This is a genomic window from Mesorhizobium sp. M1B.F.Ca.ET.045.04.1.1, assembly GCF_003952465.1.
GTDB lineage: Bacteria > Pseudomonadota > Alphaproteobacteria > Rhizobiales > Rhizobiaceae > Mesorhizobium > Mesorhizobium shonense.
Genome location: NZ_CP034448.1, coordinates 6,421,480 through 6,442,575 on the forward strand (window position 1 = coordinate 6,421,480; position 21,096 = coordinate 6,442,575).

Annotated in this window: 17 protein-coding genes and 1 tRNA gene; 8 read left to right on the forward strand and 10 right to left on the reverse strand. The window is 64.9% G+C overall.

All coding sequences use genetic code 11. The annotated features are described in order from the left end of the window. Window positions 1-3: 3 nt before the first annotated feature. Entirely contained in the window at window positions 4-1,632 is a 1,629-nt protein-coding gene (locus EJ071_RS32000) for a fatty-acid--CoA ligase (RefSeq protein ID WP_126101419.1), read from the reverse strand. A 193-nt stretch (window positions 1,633-1,825) separates the two neighbouring features. Between EJ071_RS32000 and EJ071_RS32005 the strand changes: the two genes are divergently transcribed. Beyond that, complete coding sequence (locus EJ071_RS32005) at window positions 1,826-2,182, forward strand: hypothetical protein (protein ID WP_126101420.1); 357 nt, start codon at window positions 1,826-1,828, stop codon at window positions 2,180-2,182. A gap of 113 nt (window positions 2,183-2,295) precedes the next feature. Then, on the forward strand, window positions 2,296-2,685 hold the full coding sequence (locus EJ071_RS32010) for a DUF427 domain-containing protein (protein ID WP_126101421.1): 390 nt from the start codon (window positions 2,296-2,298) through the stop codon (window positions 2,683-2,685). A 310-nt stretch (window positions 2,686-2,995) separates the two neighbouring features. On the opposite strand, the gene EJ071_RS32015 is transcribed toward EJ071_RS32010, so the two are convergent. From EJ071_RS32015 to ppdK, 3 genes are all read right to left on the reverse strand, one after another. Next, complete coding sequence (locus EJ071_RS32015) at window positions 2,996-3,736, reverse strand: polysaccharide deacetylase family protein (protein ID WP_126101422.1); 741 nt, start codon at window positions 3,734-3,736, stop codon at window positions 2,996-2,998. A gap of 256 nt (window positions 3,737-3,992) precedes the next feature. Continuing rightward, window positions 3,993-5,096 (reverse strand): glycosyltransferase family 9 protein, encoded by a 1,104-nt coding sequence (locus tag EJ071_RS32020; protein ID WP_126101423.1) that lies wholly within the window; start codon window positions 5,094-5,096, stop codon window positions 3,993-3,995. Window positions 5,097-5,217: 121 nt separating this feature from the next. Further along, the gene (gene ppdK, locus EJ071_RS32025; RefSeq protein ID WP_126101424.1) at window positions 5,218-7,902 is read right to left on the reverse strand and encodes a pyruvate, phosphate dikinase; all 2,685 of its coding nucleotides are present in this window, start codon (window positions 7,900-7,902) and stop codon (window positions 5,218-5,220) included. Window positions 7,903-8,120: 218 nt separating this feature from the next. Here ppdK and EJ071_RS32030 point away from each other — a divergent pair, with 218 nt between their 5' ends. Continuing rightward, a complete protein-coding gene (locus EJ071_RS32030) occupies window positions 8,121-8,465 on the forward strand; it encodes a VOC family protein (protein ID WP_126101425.1) in 345 nt (114 codons plus the stop codon). Between the two features lie 131 nt (window positions 8,466-8,596). After that, a tRNA-Gln gene (locus EJ071_RS32035) sits at window positions 8,597-8,671 on the forward strand. 87 nt (window positions 8,672-8,758) lie between these two features. Here the strand turns inward: EJ071_RS32035 and EJ071_RS32040 are convergent. Continuing rightward, entirely contained in the window at window positions 8,759-9,220 is a 462-nt protein-coding gene (locus tag EJ071_RS32040; protein ID WP_245460051.1) for a DUF1772 domain-containing protein, read from the reverse strand. Window positions 9,221-9,563: 343 nt separating this feature from the next. Between EJ071_RS32040 and EJ071_RS32045 the strand changes: the two genes are divergently transcribed. Continuing rightward, on the forward strand, window positions 9,564-11,276 hold the full coding sequence (locus tag EJ071_RS32045; protein WP_126101426.1) for an HAD family hydrolase: 1,713 nt from the start codon (window positions 9,564-9,566) through the stop codon (window positions 11,274-11,276). A gap of 28 nt (window positions 11,277-11,304) precedes the next feature. Here EJ071_RS32045 and smc read toward each other — a convergent pair whose 3' ends face one another. The 3 genes from smc to EJ071_RS32060 all read right to left on the reverse strand — a co-directional run bounded on the left by smc (window position 11,305) and on the right by EJ071_RS32060 (window position 16,250). Then, window positions 11,305-14,763: a chromosome segregation protein SMC gene (gene smc, locus EJ071_RS32050; RefSeq protein WP_126101427.1), complete on the reverse strand. Its 3,459-nt coding sequence runs from the start codon at window positions 14,761-14,763 to the stop codon at window positions 11,305-11,307. 60 nt (window positions 14,764-14,823) lie between these two features. Continuing rightward, window positions 14,824-15,552 carry a DsbA family protein gene (locus tag EJ071_RS32055; RefSeq protein ID WP_126101428.1) on the reverse strand — a complete coding sequence of 243 codons (729 nt, stop codon included), beginning with the start codon at window positions 15,550-15,552 and terminating at the stop codon, window positions 14,824-14,826. 197 nt (window positions 15,553-15,749) lie between these two features. Further along, a complete protein-coding gene (locus EJ071_RS32060) occupies window positions 15,750-16,250 on the reverse strand; it encodes a DUF721 domain-containing protein (RefSeq protein WP_126101429.1) in 501 nt (166 codons plus the stop codon). A gap of 32 nt (window positions 16,251-16,282) precedes the next feature. Between EJ071_RS32060 and mutY the strand changes: the two genes are divergently transcribed. Both mutY and EJ071_RS32070 read left to right on the forward strand, forming a co-directional pair. After that, window positions 16,283-17,401 (forward strand): A/G-specific adenine glycosylase, encoded by a 1,119-nt coding sequence (mutY, locus tag EJ071_RS32065; RefSeq protein ID WP_126101430.1) that lies wholly within the window; start codon window positions 16,283-16,285, stop codon window positions 17,399-17,401. Window positions 17,402-17,411: 10 nt separating this feature from the next. Next, window positions 17,412-18,023, forward strand: coding sequence for an HAD family phosphatase (locus EJ071_RS32070; protein WP_126101431.1), 612 nt, complete (start codon window positions 17,412-17,414; stop codon window positions 18,021-18,023). 148 nt (window positions 18,024-18,171) lie between these two features. Here EJ071_RS32070 and EJ071_RS32075 read toward each other — a convergent pair whose 3' ends face one another. Then, the gene (locus tag EJ071_RS32075) at window positions 18,172-19,305 is read right to left on the reverse strand and encodes a site-specific DNA-methyltransferase (protein WP_126101432.1); all 1,134 of its coding nucleotides are present in this window, start codon (window positions 19,303-19,305) and stop codon (window positions 18,172-18,174) included. A 289-nt stretch (window positions 19,306-19,594) separates the two neighbouring features. Between EJ071_RS32075 and EJ071_RS32080 the strand changes: the two genes are divergently transcribed. After that, window positions 19,595-20,284, forward strand: a complete 690-nt coding sequence (locus tag EJ071_RS32080; protein ID WP_126101433.1) for an HAD family phosphatase — start codon at window positions 19,595-19,597, stop codon at window positions 20,282-20,284. A gap of 30 nt (window positions 20,285-20,314) precedes the next feature. Here EJ071_RS32080 and EJ071_RS32085 read toward each other — a convergent pair whose 3' ends face one another. After that, complete coding sequence (locus EJ071_RS32085) at window positions 20,315-21,058, reverse strand: hypothetical protein (RefSeq protein WP_126101434.1); 744 nt, start codon at window positions 21,056-21,058, stop codon at window positions 20,315-20,317. Window positions 21,059-21,096 lie beyond the last annotated feature (38 nt).

Below are 21,096 nucleotides of genomic sequence, written 5' to 3' on the forward strand. Positions count from 1 at the left end.
TCCTCAATCCGTCGGCAGCCGATACTCCCTGAATTGCTGGCGCAAGATGGTCTTCTGGATCTTGCCGGTGGCCGTGTGGGGAATTTCGCCGACGAAGGCGACATCGTCGGGCATCCACCATTTGGCCACCTTGCCGCTCATGAAGGCGAGGATGTCGCTCTTGCTCGGCTCCTTGCCCGGCTTGCGCACGACGACCAGCAAAGGCCGCTCGCCCCATTTGGAATGCGGCACGCCGATGGCCGCCGCCTCCGCCACATCGGGATGGCCGACGGCGAGGTTCTCGAGATCGATGGTGGAGATCCATTCGCCGCCCGATTTGATGACATCCTTGGCGCGGTCGGTGATCTGCATATAGCCGCTGGCGTCGATATGGGCGACATCGCCGGTGTCGAACCAGCCGTCGGCGTCGAACTGCTCGGCGCCGACGCCGCCGTAATAGGCGCGCGCGATTGCCGGGCCGCGCACCTTGAGGCGCCCGAAGGTCTTGCCGTCCCAGGGCAGCGCATTGTCATCGTCGTCGGTCACCTTCATTTCGACCCCGAAGGGAGGATGGCCCTGCTTGCCCTGGATATCGAGCCGGGCATCGCCCGTCAGCCCTTCATATTCCGGCTTCATGGTGCACAGCGTGCCGAGCGGCGACATTTCGGTCATGCCCCAGGCATGCACGACCTGAACCTCGTATTTGTCCTGGAATTTTGCAGTGATGGCGCGCGGGCAGGACGAGCCGCCGATGACGACCTTGTTGAGATAAGGCAATTTCTTGCCGGTCTCCTCGAGATATTGCAGCAGCATCATCCACACCGTCGGCACCGCCGCGCTGAAGGTGACCTTTTCGGTGTCGAGCAGTTCATAGATCGAGGCGCCGTCCATCTTGCAGCCGGGCATGACGAGCTTGGCGCCGATCATCGGCGCGGTCTGGCCGAGACCCCAGGCATTGGCATGAAACATCGGCACCACGGGCAGAACGACGTCGCGCGTCGAAACACCCATAGCATCGGGCATGGCGGCGATCATGGCGTGCAGCACGTTCGAGCGGTGGCTGTAGAGGACGCCTTTCGGGTCACCGGTCGTACCGGAGGTGTAGCACATGCCGGCGGCGGTGTTCTCGTCGAAGCTCTTCCAGGCGAAGGCGCCGTCGGCCTCGGCCAGCCATTCCTCATAGGCGACAGCATTCGGCACGGAGGTTTGCGGCATATGCGCACGATCGGTCAGCACGATCACTTGTCTGAGCGACTTGATCCCGTGGGCGATTTTTTCCAGCAGCGGCACGAATGTCAGGTCTACGAAGATCGCCCTGTCCTCGGCGTCGTTCATGATCCAGGCGATCTGCTCGGGAAAGAGCCGCGGATTGAGCGTGTGGTAGATCGCGCCGATGCCCATGATGCCGTACCAGGCCTCGATATGGCGGGCAGTGTTCCAGGCAAGCGTGGCGATGCGGTCGCCGAGCCCGAAGCCGTCACGCTCCAGCCGCTGCGCCACCTTGAGCGCCCGACGACGGATGCCGGCAAAAGTCGTGCGCACGATCGGGCCTTCGATCGAGCGCGATACGATCTCGCGCCCACCATGCTGGCGTTCGGCGTGATCGATCAGCTTGTGGCAGAGCAACGGCCATTCCTGCATCAGTCCGAGCATCTCGGCTCCTCCCCTTTCGCGCTTTCGCGTCATTGTTTCACGCATTGTGGAATGATCCGGCGGATTGTCCAGCCACCATAAGTCCAAGGCGGTGTTTGGATCGAACGAACCGTGAAACCCGCCATAATCCGGCCATCGTCGGCGTTAAGTTTCATTAATGGGCTGGGTGAGATTGGCGGATGGAGAGGTTCGCATGGACGCGCAGCTCGACGACAAAGCCCTCGAAAGCACGCTTGCCGAAAGTCTGGACGATCTGACGCCGGACTCCAAAACCGTTTCCGACGACGAGTTTGCCGAAGTCGTCGGCGGCGCTCTGGAGGCCGTCGGCGGAACGCTGTTGTTCAGAATGTGCGTCGAGAATGAAGGCGAGGCCCAGCATGTCGCGGCCGCATGCGTCGGCGACGGCGGCAACCGCCAGTTCCTGCTGCTGACGCTGCCGACCACAGGCGGCGCGCTGAAGGTCGAGACAGCGGCCAGAAGCACCAATCCGGTCGCCGGCATCGCCGCTGCCTATGCGGGCCTCATGGACGCGTTCAAGGCCGCTGCCTGACCGCCAGCATCGGTTGGAACATTATTTCGTCCGGGGCGCGATTTCGCGCCATGGCTCGGTCTTGCGCGAGGCGCTCATCCGCCACATCTTATGGTAGAGTAAGGAGAACCGTCATGGACAAGCGCGCCAACCCCGCCCCCGGCTTTCAACGCAATCCAGACAAGGTGATGACGATCGAACCTTACCGCGGCGCCGTCACGGTGCGCGCCGGCGATGTCGTCGTCGCCAGGTCGACCCGCGCCAGGCTATTGTCGGAACCACCCTACCCGGCGGTTTTCTACATTCCCTTCGACGACATCGATTTCACCAAACTCGCCAGGACCGATCATTCGACGCATTGTCCCTACAAGGGCGATGCGAGCTACTGGAGTGTCCTGACGGCCGGCGAAAGCGGCAAGGACGCGATGTGGGCCTATGAGCAGCCGTTTGACGAAACGCTCGAGATCCGCGATCACGGCGCGTTCTACACGAGCAAGGTGACGGTCGAAGCCGTGGCGGATTGAGCGACAGCGGCGGGAGCCACAGCAGACATCCGGGATTAGCCGAAGCCTCCCAGCGTCGTCATCCCAGGGCGTAGCAGGAGCGAAGCTCCGTCGCGGAGACCCTGGGATCCATGCCGTTACCTGGATCGTAGAGTGCAGCGGAGCAGAATTCTGAACCGCTGCGGCGCGTCGAAGTCACGGAATGGATCCTCGGGTCTGCCCGCCGCCGTCCGCTCGCATCGTGTTCGCCTCGAAGACGAAGCGATGGGCGTCTCGGCCAATTTCCGAAGTTTAGGACATGCCTACAACTCTAGGCTTCTCCGCCAGAGAATTAATCCGTGGTGCCGTCGTTACCGACGTCCTCAGCATCGTCCAGGCGAACGAAGGTCATGCCCTTCTGCTTCAGGGCAAGCAGGCCCTGGATGACGCCTTCACCCGCCGCATGGGTCGGCTGGTTGATGTGAGCGATGATGACGTCGCCATCCTTGGCGGCGGCGATGCGCCGCGCGGTTTCCTTGGCGCCGAGCAGCGAGCCGCCGTCGCCGTTGACGGAAAAGCCGGCGATCTTGAAGCCCAACTTGCGGATCATGGCGATCGCCGACGGGCTGTATTCGGCGGTGGCGCCGCGAAACCATTTCGGCGCCGGGCCGCCGGCGCTGGCGAGGGCTGCGGCGCCGGACTCGACCTCGGCCTGGACGGCATCGGGGCTGCCGGCGCTGCTGATGCCGTAGATCTTGCGCGGCGTGTCGACCGCCGGGATATGGCGGCCGCCGTGATTTTCGAGTTCGAACAGGTCCGGATGCGCGCGCAGGATCTCGACAGCGGCGGCGTTGCGCTTCAGCCAGATGCCGGTGACGAAGATGGTCGCGGGGATGCTATTCTCGACCAGCGCCGAGAGAATGCGCGTATCGGTCTTGCCGCCACAGGCGTCCAGCGTGAGCGCTACGCGCCCGCCGCCCCGTTGCAGCTTCAGATGCAATGTCGGCTCGACCAGCGCCGCGGCATTGCCAACTGAGACCAGCGCGAACGACAAAGCGAGCGCGCAAAGAGATTTCCGAAACAAATACGTCATTATTTCCAAGCCCCGCATGTCGAGCCACTCAGCCGCAAGCTGGCGTCAACAAGACCCGCATCTAGGCGAAAATCGGGACGGCTCGCACCCGAAAAGCAAGCACGCGACAATTTGCGTGGGCCGGCTGTTTTTAAGTATGTCGCTGCGATGCATTAAAGCGCGTCGCGCCGAAACGGATTCAGGCGACGCGCTTTAAGTCTTTGTTTTTATGCATGTCGTTTTCGCAAAACCGCTGCGCACTTTTGCACGACATGCGTTAGACTGCCTGCTCCAGCGCCATCTCGGTCCGCGCCAGAAGTTCCCGCACCGCATCGACCACGCAATCCACGTCCAGGCGCCACACACAGCATGCCTTGCTCGGATCGATGCGCCGGCACAAGTCGCCACCGACGCAATCGCAAGGCATCGGCGGGCGCAACGAGATGCTGGGAACGCCGACGGGCCCCCACTGAACCGGATCGGTCAGGCCGAACAGGCCGACGACGGGAGTGCCGGCCGCCGCCGCCATATGCATCGGGCCGCTCTCATTGCCGACGAACAACCTGGCCTCCTTGAGCAGCGCCAACAGCGTTTCGAGCGGGAGCGCGCCGACCAGATTGACGACCGGCGTTTTCGCGGCCGCCATGATCTTGTCCGTCGCCTCGTTTTCGTCGGGACCGCCGACCAGAACGGCGTCCAGACCGGTTTCCATCGATATCCGGTCGATCGTGGCGGCAAAGCGCTCGGGCTGCCAGCGGCGCCCGGGGAAGCTTGCTCCGGCATGCACCGCCACGAAGCCATGGGGCCGCAGACGATATTTGCCCAGCACAGCGAGGACCCGGGTCGTTTCGAGGGGCAGCGGGCGGATGGCCGGCGCCCTGACCCGCAGGTCCACGCCAAGCGCCTCGAGCGGCGACAGATAACGGTGGAGATAGTGCCGCTCGCCGAAAGCGTAGGGCCTCATCCTGACATTGGCAGGCTGGCGTTCATACCAGCGCATGCGCCGTTCCGTCGGGTGGTAACCCAGCCGGACCGGGGCATCGACCAAGCCGGAAAGGATCCGCGAGGTTTTCGAGTCGGTTATGTCGATGGCCATGTCGAAGCGCTGTTGCCGCAACTCGCGCACCATCCGGAACAGCTCGCGCCCGCGCTGCAGCGGCGTGCCGCGCATCATGGCACGGCGGAAGGTGACGACTTCGGCCGCGATGCCGTGCGCCGTGAGGAAGCCGGCGAAGCGCGCCTCACAGAGGAAGACGATGCTGACGCCTGGATATTCGAGCTGCAGGTTCTTGGCCAATGCCGAGGCGAGCACGATGTCGCCGACGAATTTGGTCTGCAGGATCAGGATCGACCGGAAAGAGGTGGGGGAAATCTGCAGCATCTGTTTCTGGCACCAAGGAATTCGGAACCAGAAACTGCCGGGCAACGATGTCGGGATTGGGAACCGTCACGCGCACGTTCGCGTGAGTTTCCATACAAAATCGTAAGGTGTCGCGCGCCGCTCAGGCGCGCTTTGCCTTGTCCTTCGCGGCCTGCACGGCGGCCTGGGCGGCGGCCAGCCTGGCGATCGGCACGCGGTAGGGCGAGCACGACACATAGTCGAGGCCGACCTCCTCGCAAAAGCGGATCGAGGCCGGGTCGCCGCCATGTTCACCGCAGATGCCGAGCTTGATCCCGGGCCGCGTCGCCTTGCCCTTTTCCGCCGCGATCCGCACCAGCTCGCCGACGCCGTCGACATCGAGCGAAACGAACGGATCCTGCTCGATGATGCCCTTCTGCCGGTAGGTCTCGAGGAAGGAGGCGGCGTCGTCGCGCGAGATGCCGAAGGTCGTCTGCGTCAGATCGTTGGTGCCGAAGGAAAAGAATTCGGCTGCTTCGGCAATGACATGGGCGCGGATGGCCGCGCGGGGGAGCTCAATCATCGTGCCTGTGAGATAGTCGATCTTCGTGCCGGTTTCCTGCATGACGCTTTGCGCGACCGCGTCGATGCGCGCCTTGACGTATTGCAGCTCCTTCACCAGGCCGACCAGCGGCACCATGATTTCGGGCACGACAAGCGCGCCGGCCTTGCGGCCGGCTTCGGCCGCCGCCTCGAAAATGGCGCGCGCCTGCATCTCGGCGATCTCCGGATAGGAGACGGCAAGCCGGCAGCCGCGATGGCCGAGCATCGGGTTGAACTCATGCAGCGCCTCGGTGCGCTGCCTGAGCTTGTCGGCCGATACGTTCATGGCGGAGGCGACCTCGGCGAGCTCGGCTTCCGTCTTGGGCAGGAATTCGTGCAGCGGCGGGTCGAGCAGGCGGATCGTCACCGGCAGTCCGGCCATGATCTCGAACAGCTCGAGGAAATCGGAGCGCTGCATCGGCAGGAGCTTGTCGAGCGCCGAGCGTCTATCCTTCTCGGTGTCGGCCAGGATCATCTCGCGCATGGCGACGATGCGGTCGCCCTCGAAGAACATGTGCTCGGTGCGGCAAAGCCCGATGCCTTCGGCGCCGAAGGAGCGCGCCATGCGCGCGTCGAGCGGCGTTTCGGCGTTGGTGCGCACCTTCATGCGGCGGGCGGCGTCGGCCCATTCCATGATGGCGGCGAAGTCGCCCGACAGTTCCGGCTGCAGCATGGCGACCGCGCCCTTCAGGACCTGGCCGTTGCCGCCGTCGATGGTGATGATGTCGCCCTTGTGGAAGGTCTGGCCCATCGAGATCAGCGTGCCGGCCTTGTAGTCGACGCGCAGCGAGCCGGCGCCCGACACGCAGGGCTTGCCCATGCCGCGCGCGACTACGGCGGCGTGGCTGGTCATACCGCCGCGCGTGGTGAGGATGCCTTCGGCGGCATGCATGCCGTGAATGTCCTCGGGACTGGTCTCGATGCGCACCAGGATGACTTTGCGCCCCTGCGCCTTGGCGTCCTCGGCATCGCCGGAGGAGAAGACGATCTCGCCGGTGGCGGCTCCGGGAGAGGCAGGCAGGCCCATGCCTATGACATCGCGCGCGGCCTTCGGATCGATGGTCGGGTGCAGGAGCTGGTCGAGCGAGGCGGGATCGATGCGGGCGACCGCCTCCTCTTTCGTGATCAGCCCGTCCTTGGCCATCTCGACGGCAATCTTCAGCGCCGCCTTGGCGGTGCGCTTGCCGGAGCGGGTCTGCAGCATCCACAATTTGCCGCGCTCGATGGTGAATTCGAGGTCCTGCATGTCGCGGTAGTGCTTTTCCAGCCGGTCGGAGATGTCGACGAAAGCCTGGAAGGCGTCCGGCATCAGCTTCTGCAGCGACGGCTTGTCGGAGCCGGCGTTAATGCGCGCCGCCTCGGTGATGTTCTGCGGCGTGCGGATGCCGGCCACCACGTCCTCGCCCTGCGCATTGACGAGGAATTCGCCGTAAAGCTGCTTCTCGCCGGTCGAGGGATTGCGGGTGAAGGCGACGCCGGTGGCGGAGGTATCGCCCATATTGCCGAACACCATGGCCTGGACATTGACCGCGGTGCCCCAGCTTTCCGGGATGTCGTGCAGGCGCCGGTAAGTGATGGCGCGGTTGTTCATCCAGCTCGAAAACACCGCGCCGATCGCGCCCCAGAGCTGCTCGCGCGGCTCCTGCGGGAACGGCTTGCCGAGCTCCTCCTCGACCTTGGCCTTGTACAGCCCGATCACGTCCTGCCATTCGATGGCCGAAAGCTCGGTGTCGAGCTCATGGCCGAGGCTCGCCTTCCGGTCCTCGAGGATTTCCTCGAATACCTCGTGGTCGAGGCCCATGACCACGTCGGAATACATCTGGATGAAGCGGCGGTAGCTGTCATAGGCAAAGCGCGCATCGCCGGAATCGGCCGCCAGCGCCTCGACGGTCTCGTCGTTGAGACCGAGATTGAGCACGGTGTCCATCATGCCGGGCATCGAGGCGCGGGCGCCGGAGCGCACGGAGACCAGGAGCAGCTTGGACGGGTCGCCGAAACGGCGCCCGGTGATCTTGCCGATATGGTCGAGCGCCGACAGGACATCCGTCTCGAGCGCTGCCGGATAGGTGCGGCCGTTGGCGTAATAGGCGTTGCAGACATCGGTGGTGATGGTGAAGCCCGGCGGCACCGGCAGGCCGAGGCTGCACATCTCGGCCAGGTTGGCGCCCTTGCCGCCGAGAAGGTTGCGGTCGCCGGCACGGCCTTCGGCGGCGCCGTCGCCGAAGGTGTAAACCCACTTGGTCATGCTCGCCCTCCAGGTCCTTGGAAGATAGACAACACCCGGACCAAGGCCCGGTTCCCCGCCCTTCCGATCCGAGCGATAGGATGCTGCAGTGCGAAAGGCAAGGTGTCGGCAAAGCAAGCGCCGCCGCTACAATCGATTAAGCAAAAGCTGCGTCAAAAAGACTTGCCGGTATCGGCGTCGCGATATAGAACATAACAAGAACAGAATGGAGTAGCGCAATGAAACTCAACGGAAAACTCGACTATCTGGAACTGCCGGCCACCGGCGGGACGCTGGACAGCGTCAAATCCTTCTACAGCGCGGCGTTTTCCTGGTCGTTCACCGACTACGGACCGACCTACTCCGCCTTTGCCGAAGGGCTCGACGGCGGCTTCCAGGCCGACGCCGGCGAGGCGCCGGCCAAACCGCTGCCCGTGCTCTATTCCGAAAATCTCGAGGAGACGCTCAACGCGGTCGAGAATGCCGGCGGCGCGATCGTCAAGCCGATCTTCTCCTTTCCCGGCGGCAGGCGGTTCCATTTCACCGACCCGGCCGGCAACGAGCTCGCCGTCTGGGGCGAATAGGGCAGTATGGGAGTAGAGAAGTAGGGAACAGCGCCATGGACTGCCCTACTGCCTTATTCCCCTATTCCTACCATTGAGCTTTCCAGCGGCTCGTCCTATAAGGCCGCGCGCAGCGGGCACGGCCCGCCTGCTGGGGCGTCGCCAAGTGGTAAGGCATCGGTTTTTGGTACCGACATTCCCAGGTTCGAATCCTGGCGCCCCAGCCATCCTCCAACGAAGATTTACCACGACCGATGATTGGCCGCGCGTTGCCTTGAAGATTCGTGCGGGTTGATCGAAGGCCCGGCCGAACGTCAAGCGCCTTGGACGGCGATTGCCGTGGTCAGCAGGATCAGGCTCAGCATCGCCAACGCCGCGCGGAGAACGTGCGAGAGTTCCCACCGGTTGCGAAGCGCTGTCCACTCTTCGGTTGGCGCGAGCGGGGTTCCGTCACTGCCTTCGGTTGCGAAGAAGCGCTTCGCCGGCGCGGTCAATTCCACCTCTTGCAGCCAGTGTTTGTTGATCGGCTGGGTTATGAGCCAGAAGACAAGCTGCATGGCGAGGAGCGCAACCAAAGCGCCGGCGGTCAGCCAGAACCGGACAGCGCCGCCCGACGTCAGCATCAGCGCAAACGTCGCAACGATCCCGCCGACCTCGGCGATGCCGCCTCCGATCGTGAAACCCGGATAATAGATTTGCTGCACGACAAAATACTCTTGCCTGCCGAGCCGCATTTTGCCCGGCAGTTCCAGCGCATGGGCGAGCGCCATGGCCATCGCGCTCGCCACGAGGATAACGGTCAGGACCTCCAGGAAAACATACATGGATGGGCCTCTCATTGCGGCTCCGCGAGGCGGCCTCGACGATTTCGAGCGACGCTCCAGACCGAACGTAGGCGCGCTGGCGAGGTTCCATCGAGCAAGTAGGGCCTGCCGGGGAGCAATGCCGGAAGAGGTCTCGCCCGCAGGCGTCCCGCACCAGTCGCACATGGCGCGCTGGATGCGCCGTGCGCAGGGCCGAACGCCCGGTCGTTTCGAAGCAAACCATCGGCTTAAACCTTTTGCGCCGACAGGCGTTGTTCGTTCCAGACGAGCGATCGCCAGCGGAGAGGACCATCCGATGTATTTCATGGCATTGGCCACCGACTACGATGGCACGCTGGCGCATAACGGCCTGGTCGCCGCAAGCACGCTCTCGGCACTGGAAAAGCTGAAGCGATCCGGCCGCAAGCTGATCCTGGTCACCGGCCGCGAATTGCCCGACCTCAAGGAAGTGTTCCCGGAGATCGGCATGTTCGACAAGGTCGTGGCCGAAAACGGCGCGCTGATCTACACGCCTGCCAGCGAAGAGGAGCGCACGATTTCGCCCTCCCCGTCCGCCGATCTTGTCGACAGGCTGAAGAGACGCGGCGTCAAGCCGCTGTCGGTCGGCCGTTCGATCGTCGCCACCTGGGAACCCCACCAGGCCACGGTGCTCGACGTCATCAAGAAACTCGGGCTGGAGCTGGAAATCATCTTCAACAAGGGCGCTGTGATGATCCTGCCCTCAGGCATCAACAAGGCGACGGGACTGGGGGCCGCGCTTACCGATCTCAAACTGTCGCCGAACAATGTGGTGGCCGTTGGCGATGCCGAAAACGACCATGCCTTCCTCAGGGCCGCGGGCTTGAGCGTCGCCGTCGCCAACGCCTTGCCGGCGGTGAAGGAAACAGCCGACTTCGTCACCAAAGGCGCGCGCGGCAAGGGCGTCGAGGACCTGATCCGCAAGCTGATCAAGCTCGACCATCTGATCGCTCGAAAGCGCTCACGCGGCGTCCTGTTGGGAACGGCCCATGGCAAGAAGATCTATCTGTCGCCCGTCGAGACCGTTCTCATTGCCGGAAGCTCCGGCATCGGCAAATCCACATTGGCCACGGCGCTGACCGAGCGGCTCGTCGAAAAAGGTTTGCAGTTCTGCATCTTCGATCCGGAAGGCGACTATGACGGGCTGCAGGGCGCGGTGCCGCTCGGCGATGCCTCAAGCGCGCCGAGCAAGGACCAGTTGCTGGAGCTGATCGACAAGCCGGACAACAACATCGTGGTCAACGGGCTGGCGCTGAAGGTCGACGAGCGGCCCGATTTCTTTGCGGAGTTGCTGCCAGGCCTGGGCAGCGTCCGCTACCGCACGGCAAGGCCGAATTGGCTGATCATCGACGAGGCGCACCATCTCTTGCCCAAAAAGCGCGAGGACACCCGCGCGGTGCTTTCGCTCGAGCTGCCGGGCACGGTGCTGATCACAGTGCATCCGGAGGCGATCTCGACGGGCGCCTTGCGCCTGGTGACGGCGGTCATTGCCCTCGGCCCAAAGGCGAAGGGCGTCATCAAGACCTTCTGCAAGGAGGCCGGACTGGAGGCGCCCAAGAATATCCCCACGCCGAAGGGCGATCGTGTGCTGTTGTGGCGGCCGCAGGACGACAAGAAGCCTTTCACCGTCAAGGCGATCGAGCCCGACCAATCGCTGAAGCGGCACAGCCGCAAATATGCAGAAGGCGAGCTCGACGAGGCCGGCAGCTTCTATTTTACCGGACCGAAGAAGGCGATGAATCTGAGGGCGCACAATCTGATCATCTTCGCCCGGATGGCGGAAGGCATCGACGACAAAACCTGGGAATACCATCTGCGCGCCGGCGACTATTCCAAATGGTTCCGCCAACAGATCAGGGACAAGGAGCTGGCGCGCGAGACGGCCGAGGCCGAGAAGGACAAGCGTCTCTCGCCCGAGGAAAGCCGCAAGCGCGTGCTGGAGGCTGTGCGCCGCCGCTACACCGCGCCGGCCACGGCACCGGAGAAGTAACTTAGTCGATCCGGACGGGCGCGTTGCCTCAGCTCGCCTCGCGCATCGCTTCGGCAGCCTGCAGGTCGACCGAGACCAGCTGGCTGACGCCCTGCTCGGCCATGGTGACGCCGAACAGGCGGTCCATGCGCGCCATGGTGATCGGGTTGTGGGTGATGATGACGAAGCGCGTCTCGGTGGTCTTCGCCATCTCTTCCATCAGGTTGCAGAAGCGCTCGACATTGTGGTCGTCGAGCGGCGCGTCGACCTCGTCGAGCACGCAGATCGGCGCCGGATTGGTGAGGAAGACCGCAAAGATCAGCGACATCGCCGTCAACGCCTGCTCACCGCCGGAAAGCAGCGTCATTGTCTGCGGCTTCTTGCCGGGCGGGCGGGCGAGGATTTCGAGCCCCGCCTCCAGCGGATCTTCCGACTCGATCAGCTGCAATTCGGCCGTGCCGCCGCCGAAGAGGTGCGAGAACAGCCGCTGGAAATGGCCGTTCACCACCTCGAAGGCCGACAGCAGCCGCTCGCGGCCTTCGCGGTTGAGGCTCTGGATCGCCTGGCGCAGCTTGCGGATGGCCTCGATGATGTCCTCGCGCTCGGAAACGATCGTCTCCAACCTGTCGGACAGCTCCTTCTGTTCTTCCTCGGCGCGCAGATTGACGGCGCCGAGCCGCTCGCGTTCGATCTTCAGCCGGTCGAGCTGGCGCTCGATCTCGGCCATGTCGGGCATCGGATCGTCGGCTTCGAGGCCGGTATGCTTGATGACGAGATGCGGCGGCGTGTTCAGCGCTTCCTGGATGCGTGCCTCGACCTCGGCGCGCCGTTCGTCCGCCGCCGTCAGCCGCTCCTCGGCGCGGACGCGGGTCTCACGCGCTTCGGCAAGCGACTGGATTGCGGCGGTCGCCGCCTTGTCGAGCTCGGCCTGCTTGTTCTCCGCTTCCTGCAGCCGGTCGCCGGCCGCCTGGCGCAGCGCCTCGGCCTCGGAAAGCTGCGAAAGCAGCGCGCGGCGCTTGGCGTCGATCTCGTCGGGCGCATCGGCCAGCCTCTCGCGCTCGGCTTCGGCCTCGGCCTTGCGCTCGCCAAGTGCGGCGATCTGCGTCGAGGCGTTCTCGGCGCGCTCCAGCCAGTTCCTGCGCTCGGCGCCGATCGCGTCGAGCCTGCGTATGCGCGCCTCGGCCTCGCGCCGCAGGCCCTCATGCACGGCGCGCGCGTCGGCGAGCGTGGCGCGGTCGCGCGCGACATTGGCTGAAGCCTGTTCGAGTTGGAGCTGCAGGTCGCCGAGATCGGGTGCGTCCTTCAGCATTTCCTCGGCTTCGAGGAACGTGGCTTGTGTTTCCTCGTGGCTGTCGACGATGCGCGCGCGCGCCTCCTCTAGAGCGGCGCGCCGGCTCGCCAATTCGCCGCCGGCCTTCTCGGCCTCGGCCAGCGCATTGCGCGCGGCGTCCAGCCCGTGCTGGGCATCGCGGCCGGCCTGGCGCGCGTTGCGCTCGGCTTCGCTCGCCTGCCGCATCGCCTGCTCGGCGCGCGCCAGCGCCTCCTCGGCCTCGCGCACGACGCGGGTCGCCTGCACCGCCTCGGCATCGAGCTCGGCCAAACGGTTCTTCTGCGCCAGCCGCTGCGCGGCGGCGGTCGGCGCGTCGGCGCTGGCCGTCAAGCCGTCCCAGCGCCAGAGCGCACCGTCGCGGCTCACCAGCCGCTGTCCAGGCGTCAGCAACGCTTGAAGCCGGCGGCCGTCGGCGGCATCGACAATGCCGATCTGCGCCAAGCGGCGGGCAAGCTGCGCCGGCGCGCGCACCACGCTGGCAAGGCTCTTCACGCCTTCGGGCAGCGCCGCATCGCCGGGCTGGACCGCGCTCTCGCCCCAGTGCACCGGGGCGCTGCGGTCGAGCGGGATATCGAGGTCCTCGCCCAGCGCCGCACCCAATGCAGTCTCATAGCCGCGCTCGACGCTGATCTGCTCGAGCACCGAGGGGAAAAGATCGCCGCTCGCGGCGTTGAGGATCTTGGCCAGCGTGCGCGCTTCGGTCTCGATGCGCTGCAACTCAGCCTTGGCGTCCTGCAGCGGCGGACGAGCGGCGCTTTCGGTGGCGCGCGCTTCGGCGACGGCCTGCTCGGCGGCGATGGCGCCGGCCTCGCTCTCTTCGAGGCGGGCCAGCGCGTCCTCGACCAGCAGCCGCTTCTCGGCCGGATCGGGCAGGCCGGAAATGCGCGCGACGATGTCGGAGAGCTCGCGGTCGACCTCGGCGAGCTGGCGGGCGAAGCGGTCGCGGCGCTCGGCGGTCTCGCGCAAAGTGCGCTCGATCTGGTGGCGCGAGGCGGCCGCCTCGGCCCGTTCGGCGGTCAGCGCGGCGAGCTTTGCCTCGCTTTGCGACAGCGTCGCGCCGGCCTGCTCGAAGGCGGCGCGCGTGGTGGCTTCGCGCTCGGCGGCGCCGGCGTTTTCCGAGTTGATCTCGGCCTCCTCGGCGCGCAGGCGCTCCAGGATATCGGCGTTGTCGCGCACCATCCGCTCCTCGCGGGCGATGTCGGCGTCGAGCTGTTGCAGCCGGCGTTCCAGCTCCGCCTGGCGCGAGCGGATGCGGCCGGCTTCCTCCTCGATCTGCGTCTTGGCGATCGACAGGCGCTGGAAAGCGGCGGCCGCGGCGGCTTCCGCGTCGCGCAGGTCGGGCAGCCGGTGCGCGGCGATGCCCTGCTCCCTGGCGGCCGCCATTTGCGCTGCGGCGCGGTCGCCGACCAGCGTGGTGGCAATAGCCAACGCCGAGCGCGCCTCGCCTTCCTGGGTCTTGGCCAATGTCCAGCGCAAGTGCAGTAGCGTCGCTTCGGCCTTGCGGATGTCGGCCGACAGGTTCTTGAAGCGGGAGGCCTGGCGCGCCTGGCGCTTCAGGCTCTCGATCTGGCTTTCCAGCTCGCCGACGACGTCGTCCAGCCGCTCGAGGTTCTGCTCCGCCGCCTTCAGCCTCAGCTCGGCTTCATGGCGGCGCGTGTGCAGGCCGGAGATGCCGGCGGCCTCTTCGAGGAGGGCGCGGCGGGCCTGGGGCTTGGCCTGGATCAGCTCGCCGATGCGGCCCTGCCCGACCATGGAGGGCGAGCGGGCGCCGGTCGACTGGTCGGCGAAGAGCAGCTGCACGTCCTTGGCGCGGGCCTCCTTGCCGTTGATGCGATAGAGCGAGCCGGCCTCGCGCTCGATGCGGCGCGACACCTGCAATTCATCGGCATCGTTGAAGGCGGCGGGCGCCGTGCGGTCGCTATTGTCGAGAAAAAGCGTGACTTCGGCGGTGTTTCGTGCCGGCCGCGCGCCGGAGCCTGAAAAGATCACGTCGTCCATGCCGGACGCGCGCATGTTCTTGTAGGAGCTTTCGCCCATCACCCAGCGCAGCGCCTCGACGAGGTTCGACTTGCCGCAGCCGTTCGGCCCAACGATGCCGGTCAACCCGCGTTCGATGACGAACTCACCGGGCTCGACGAAGGACTTGAAACCGAGGAGGCGAAGGCGCGAAAACTTCATTCGCGCCGCCCCATACAGGCGAACGCGCCGAAGCTAGGCCGCTTCGGCGCGGCCTGGACGTCAGAGCAGAGGGTCGATGATGGCCGACATTTCCTCAATCGACATCGCCCCTTTGTAGGTCTTTCCGTTGATGAAGAAGGTCGGCGTCGAGTCGACCTTGAACTCGTCCGCTCCGCGTTTCTGGACTGCTCTCACATCGTCCAGAAGTTTCTGGTCCGTCAAGCAGGCCTCGAAGGACTCCTGTGTAAAACCGGCAAGCTTGGAGATCTGCAACAGCGCTTCCTTGGTGTTGCTAACGCCAACCCAGCTCGGCTGCTGCTTGAACAGCACGTCGACCATGGCGAAGTAGTTGTCCTTGGCGCAGCGCGCCAGCATGAAGCCGGCCTCGGCGCTCGGGTCGAACGGGAATTCGCGCAGGATGTAGCGCGCCTTGCCGGTGTCGATGTATTTCGACTTCAACTGCGGGAAGGTTGCCTCATTGAAATGCGCGCAATGCGGGCAAGTCATCGAGGCATATTCGACGATGGTGACCTTGGCATCGTCCTTGCCGAGTTGCTTGTCGGGCAACGCGCCGGGCTTCAGCAGCTCCGCCATGTCGACCGTGCCCTGCGCTTCCGGCACCTGGACGGCAGCCGGCGACGCAGGCTTGGCCGGCGTCGACGGATTGGCAGGCTTCACATCGGCCGCCTTTGCGTCCTCGCCCGAGTCGCTGCATGCGGCAAGCAACGCCACCGCCGGAACGGCGGCCAGCCAAGTCAAAAGGTTCCTGCGGGACAAAGAACGGTTCATGCGAATCACCTGATATCGGTTGGATTTTGCAATGCAAGGGCTAGAAAAGGCGAGAGTTGGCGCGAATTAAGGCATCGCCGTCCCCAATCCAATCGCCAAATTATTCGGGGACGATCACGAATACGCGATATTGGCGACAATTTTGCAGCACGGCGTATGCCTTTTCCGAAACCGTCGCCCACTTTCGGAAGACATGCTCATGGCCTTTTTTGTCCCAGGATGGTCGCCCCGAGCCGCTCGAGCGAGGCGCGCAAGCCATCGTCCTCGATCTTGCCGACCGTGCGCGCCAGCTTCGATTTCTCGGCCTCGCTCAGCGGTCGAGGCGCCGGTTTGGGCCGGGCCTTTGCCGAAAGGACCGGCTTCTGCAAGATCTTGATGCGGCCGATGGCGTTGAAGCCCAGAAAAGCGTTGACGCGGTTGATGACCTCGCCGGCCTCGTGCTGCAAATGCAGCGCCGCCATGCCTTCGCAGGCGACGATCAGCGTCGCCGGCTCGAAGGGATCGTCCTCATGCAGGCGGCGCGGCCACTGGATCTTTTCCGGACGCGAGTGGCTGGCCAGGCGCGGTCCGGCGATCTCTTCCCAGGATTGCACCAGCCCGATCGAGATGCCGGCGCGCTTCTTCAGCACCGGATCGAGGATCTCGGTCGCGAGGTCGCTCACCGGAACGGGATTGCCGAAGGGCCTTTTCCCTGCCATGTGCGTTCTCCAATCCCCGGTTCACCCGATCAATGGCACCGCAAGACCAGACCCGCAAGGCCGACAAGGCCGTATCCGGAGACAGCAGCGTCGCCGCCAGCCTGCTTGGCTGGTACGACGCGCATCACCGCGACCTGCCCTGGCGCGTGACGCCGGGCGCGTTCGCGCGGGGGACAAGGCCTGACCCTTATCGCGTCTGGCTGTCCGAGGTGATGCTGCAGCAGACCACGGTCGAGGCGGTGAAGGCCCATTTCCGCTCTTTCCTGGAAAAATGGCCGACCGTCGAAGGGCTGGCCGCCGCGCCCGTCGAGGACGTCATGAAGGCCTGGGCCGGGCTCGGCTATTATTCCCGGGCGCGCAACCTGAAGGCCTGCGCCGACCTCGTGGCGCAGCGAGGCGGCCGCTTTCCCGACACCGAGGCCGGGCTGAAGGAATTGCCGGGGATCGGCGCCTACACGGCGGCGGCGATCGCGGCGATCGCCTTCGACCGTCCGGCCGCCGTCGTCGACGGCAATGTCGAGCGCGTCATCTCGCGGCTCTATTCGATAGAGACGCCGCTCGGCGAGGCGAAACCCGAAATCCGCGCGCTGGTCGAGAAACTGGTGCCTGAGACGAGACCCGGCGACTTCGCCCAGGCGACGATGGACCTTGGCGCGACGATCTGCACGCCGAAGCGGCCGCGCTGCATGCTGTGCCCGCTGCGCGAGGATTGCAGCGCCATGCTCGCAGGCGACCCGGAGCGTTTTCCCGTACGCCTGCCGAAGGACGACAAGCCGCTCAGGCGCGGTGCCGCCTTCGTCGCCGAGCGCGGCGACGGCGCCATTCTGTTGCGCAAGCGGCCGGAAAAGGGCCTGCTCGGCGGCATGACGGAGGTGCCGACCACGGCCTGGACGGCGCGGGCGGACGGAGCGACCACGGAAGACGCCGCGCCCTTCCCGGCCGGCTGGCGACGCGCCGGGCGGATTGGCCATGTCTTCACCCATTTCGCGCTCGAACTCGACGTCTTCCATGCCCACATCGAGGGTGGTGCCCCGGATGGGCATTTCTGGTCGCTGGCCCATGAAATTTCCGGTGAAGCGCTGCCAACCGTCATGAAAAAGGTAATCGAGGCGGCGATACCGGGCGCGACCAGGAAACAACGCGCTCATTGAAAGGACAGGCATGACCGAAATCCGCCACATCGTCTTCGACATCGGCAGGGTGCTGCTACACTATGACCCGAATATCCCGTTCAGCCGCCTCATTCCGGATGCCGAGGAGCGCAAGTGGTTCTTCGACAACGTCTGCACGCATGACTGGAACATCGAGCAGGATCGCGGCCGCACATGGCAAGAAGCGGAAGCGCTGCTGATTGCCGAGTACCCCGCTCACGCGGAAAACATCCGCAATTTCCGCCGCCATTGGCATGAGATGGTGCCGCATGCCTATGAGGACAGCGTCGCCATCATGCTCGGCCTGATCGAGACCGGCCACGATGTGACCTTGCTGACCAACTTCGCCGCCGACACGCTTGCCGAAGCCAGGCAGCGCTTCGACTTTCTCAGCCGACCGCGCGGCGTCACGGTGTCGGCAGACATCCGCCAGATCAAGCCCGACCGCGCCATCTACGATCATCACGTGGCCGCGTTCGGCCTTGAGCCATCGGCTACGCTGTTCATCGACGACAGCCAAAAGAATGTCGACGGCGCCAAGGCCGCCGGCTGGCAGGCGGTGCTGTTCACCGACGCCAAGACGCTTAAAGCGGACCTTGAGCGGTTCGGGATTGCGGCCTGATCTGAATCGCTTGAGGCGATCCGTTGAAGTCTTGATTCAAGAGCGGTTCGGCGATTCCATGGGATCGCCGAACCGCTCTTGAATATTGTTCTTCCGTAATTCCGGACGGAAAACCGCCGTGCACTTTTCCTGGAATTGCTCTGGCGGATCAGGCCCCTGCCCGCTCCATGCCGAGACGGGCAATACGGCGCAATTCATCGATCGGGGTGAGGCCGCCGCTGCGCTCATAATGCCAGAAGGTCCAGCCGTTGCAGGCATCCAGCCCCTGCACCTCGGCGCCGATCTTGTGGATCGAGCCGGCGCTGTCGCCGATGGCCAGCGTGCCGTCGGCGCGCACCTTTGCGGCCCATCGCTTCTTGGCGTCGTAGAGCGTGGCGCCCGGGGCCATCAGGCCGGTATCGATCAGGCTGATGAAGGCGACGCGCGGCTCGGCGCGCTTGCCGGAAAGCACGGTGAGATCGGCGTCCTCCAGCGGACGAACGGCCGCGATGCGCTCATTGGCGGCGTCGATATAGGCCTGCTCGCGCTCGATGCCGACGAAATGGCGGCCGAGGCGCTTGGCGACGGCGCCCGTGGTGCCGGAGCCGAAGAAGGGATCGAGCACAACATCGCCCGGCTTGGTCGAAGCCATCATGATGCGGGCAAGCAGCGCTTCCGGCTTCTGCGTCGGATGCAGCTTGTTGCCGTTGTCGTCCTTCAGGCGCTCGCCGCCGGTGCAGATCGGGAACAGCCAGTCGGAGCGCATTTGCAGATCGTCGTTCGAGGCCTTCAGCGCTTCGTAGTTGAAGGTGTAGCTTTTGCCCTTCTGGTCGCGCGAGGCCCAGATCATCGTCTCATGCGCATTCTGGAAACGGCGGCCGCGGAAGTTCGGCATCGGGTTGGTCTTGCGCCAGACGACGTCGTTCAGGATCCAGAAGCCGAGGTCCTGCATGCGGGCGCCAACGCGAAAAATGTTGTGATAGGAACCGATGACCCAGATCGTGCCGTTGGGCTTCAGCACGCGGCGCGCCGCCAGCAGCCAGGCGCGGGTGAAGGCGTCATAGGCCTCAAAGCTCTCGAACCGGTCCCAGTCGTCGTCGACGGCGTCGACCTTGGACTGGTCGGGCCGGTGCAGGTCGCCGTCGAGCTGCAAATTGTAGGGCGGGTCGGCGAAGATGACGTCGATCGACTTTTCCGGCAGCCTGTCGAGGGCCGCGACGCAGTCGCCTTTCAGGATCGTGTCCAGCCATTCGGACGGCTGGGGAGCGTGGGAAAGCTCGTCGAGAAGACGCACGGCAGACATCGAAACACCCAAAGCACGCGTTACGGTTTACTGGCTGTTATGGTTACCGATCAGCGTAAACATTCGGTGAAGGCCGAGCGAGCCTGCGCCGGCGGTTTGCGAAGACCGGCCCATTGGTGTATGCCGCGCCGCCTAGAGCCGGATGATTTCAGGTCTGTTCGACTTGAAATCTGAATCCGGCTCCAAATCAAAGAAATAGAGCATGATGTCGTCCGAAAACCGCTCCACACTTTTCGGCATCATGCTCTAAGCCAGTCAGGCCATGTTCCCTGCCAATTTCCGGATTGCCATGCCCCAGCCAGACCTTGTCATCTTCGATTGCGACGGCGTGCTCGTCGATTCCGAAATCGTCGCCGCGCGCGTCGAGGCCGAGCTTCTGACGTCGGCCGGGTTCGAGATCTCGGCGGAGGAGATTTTCGAGACCTATGCCGGGCTGACCTTCAAGGACATCATGCTGCGGCTCGAAGAGAAGTCCCACATTCCGTTCCAGGCCTCGCTGATCGACCGCGCCGAGGAGCTCGTCGACCGCAAGCTGCGCGCCGACGTGCGCGTCATCGACGGCGCCCACGAGGCGGTGGCGGCCGTCACCGCGCCGCGCGCCGTCTGCTCCAATTCCCGCACCGAGCGGATCGAGTTCATGCTGGAGAAGGTGCGGCTTTTGCCGTTCTTCGCCGGCCGCATCTTTTCAGGGCTCGACATCCCCAGCAAGAAGACAAAGCCGGCGCCGGACGTGTTCCTCTATGCCGCCGAAAAGCTGGGCGCCAACCCGAAGAACACTTTCGTCATCGAGGATTCCGTGCACGGCGTCACCGGCGCCAGGGCGGCCGGCATGCGCGTCATCGGCTTCACCGGCGCCGGACACAGCTATCCCGGCCATGCCGACGCGCTGACCGAAGCCGGCGCCGAGACGGTCATCCGCCGCTGGGCGGAGCTGAACAGCACGATCGCGGCTTTGTCGGAATGGTCGGAAGACGCTTAGGGTTCGTTGGAAACTCTAGCTAACCCTCGGCTAGTTCGTCGCCGCTGCGGCGACCCGCTTCTTCCTTTTGCCCTTCGACTTGTCCGTGACTGCCGGCGCGTTCTCGTCATAGCCGGCATAGGCCTGGTAGTCGGTCGCGCTGGGCTCCGGCACCACGACATTGGCGTCTGTGAAGACGAACTGCGTGGCCGCAGACGGGTCGGTGACCTGCACCTGGTACTGGTGGAGCTGCGAATAGAGCACGTCAGGCCCGTGCTGGACCGCGACGCGGATCGGCATGGTGACGGTGCCCGGCGCGAACATCGGGCCTGGCACGACCTTGCCGGCGACCGCGATCTTCATTGTCAGTTGGCCGTTTTCGTGTGTGCAGTCGCGCGTCACGTCGGTAATCGAGGCCTGGTAGATGACCTTGGCGGGATCGCGATTGGGATCGACCGGCGCGCCGTCGGGTCCGGTCTGCGCGGCCGCGGCGGCTGCCGCGTCGGCGTCCGCGGCAGCGTCAGCCTTCTTTTTCTTCGGCTTGGCGGCCGTGCCCTTGGCGTAGGTGTTGAAGAAGGCGGTGCCGTCGCGCAGCGTCACCTTCGGGCAGTAGGCGCGCAGCTGGCTGGCGAGCACCTTGGGGTCCTGCGGCGGCGGCGGCGCGGTCGGGTCCTTCTTGCCGAAGCCGAAGTTCAGAATGCCGTTGTCGCTCGATTGGCAGCCGGCGGCGGCAAGCATAAAGCCGGCAAGCGCCAGACCCGCGACAAAACGACGGTTGACCGAATTAAACGCCATGAACTGCTCTTCCCTCTCACAAAGCCGGTGACGTATAT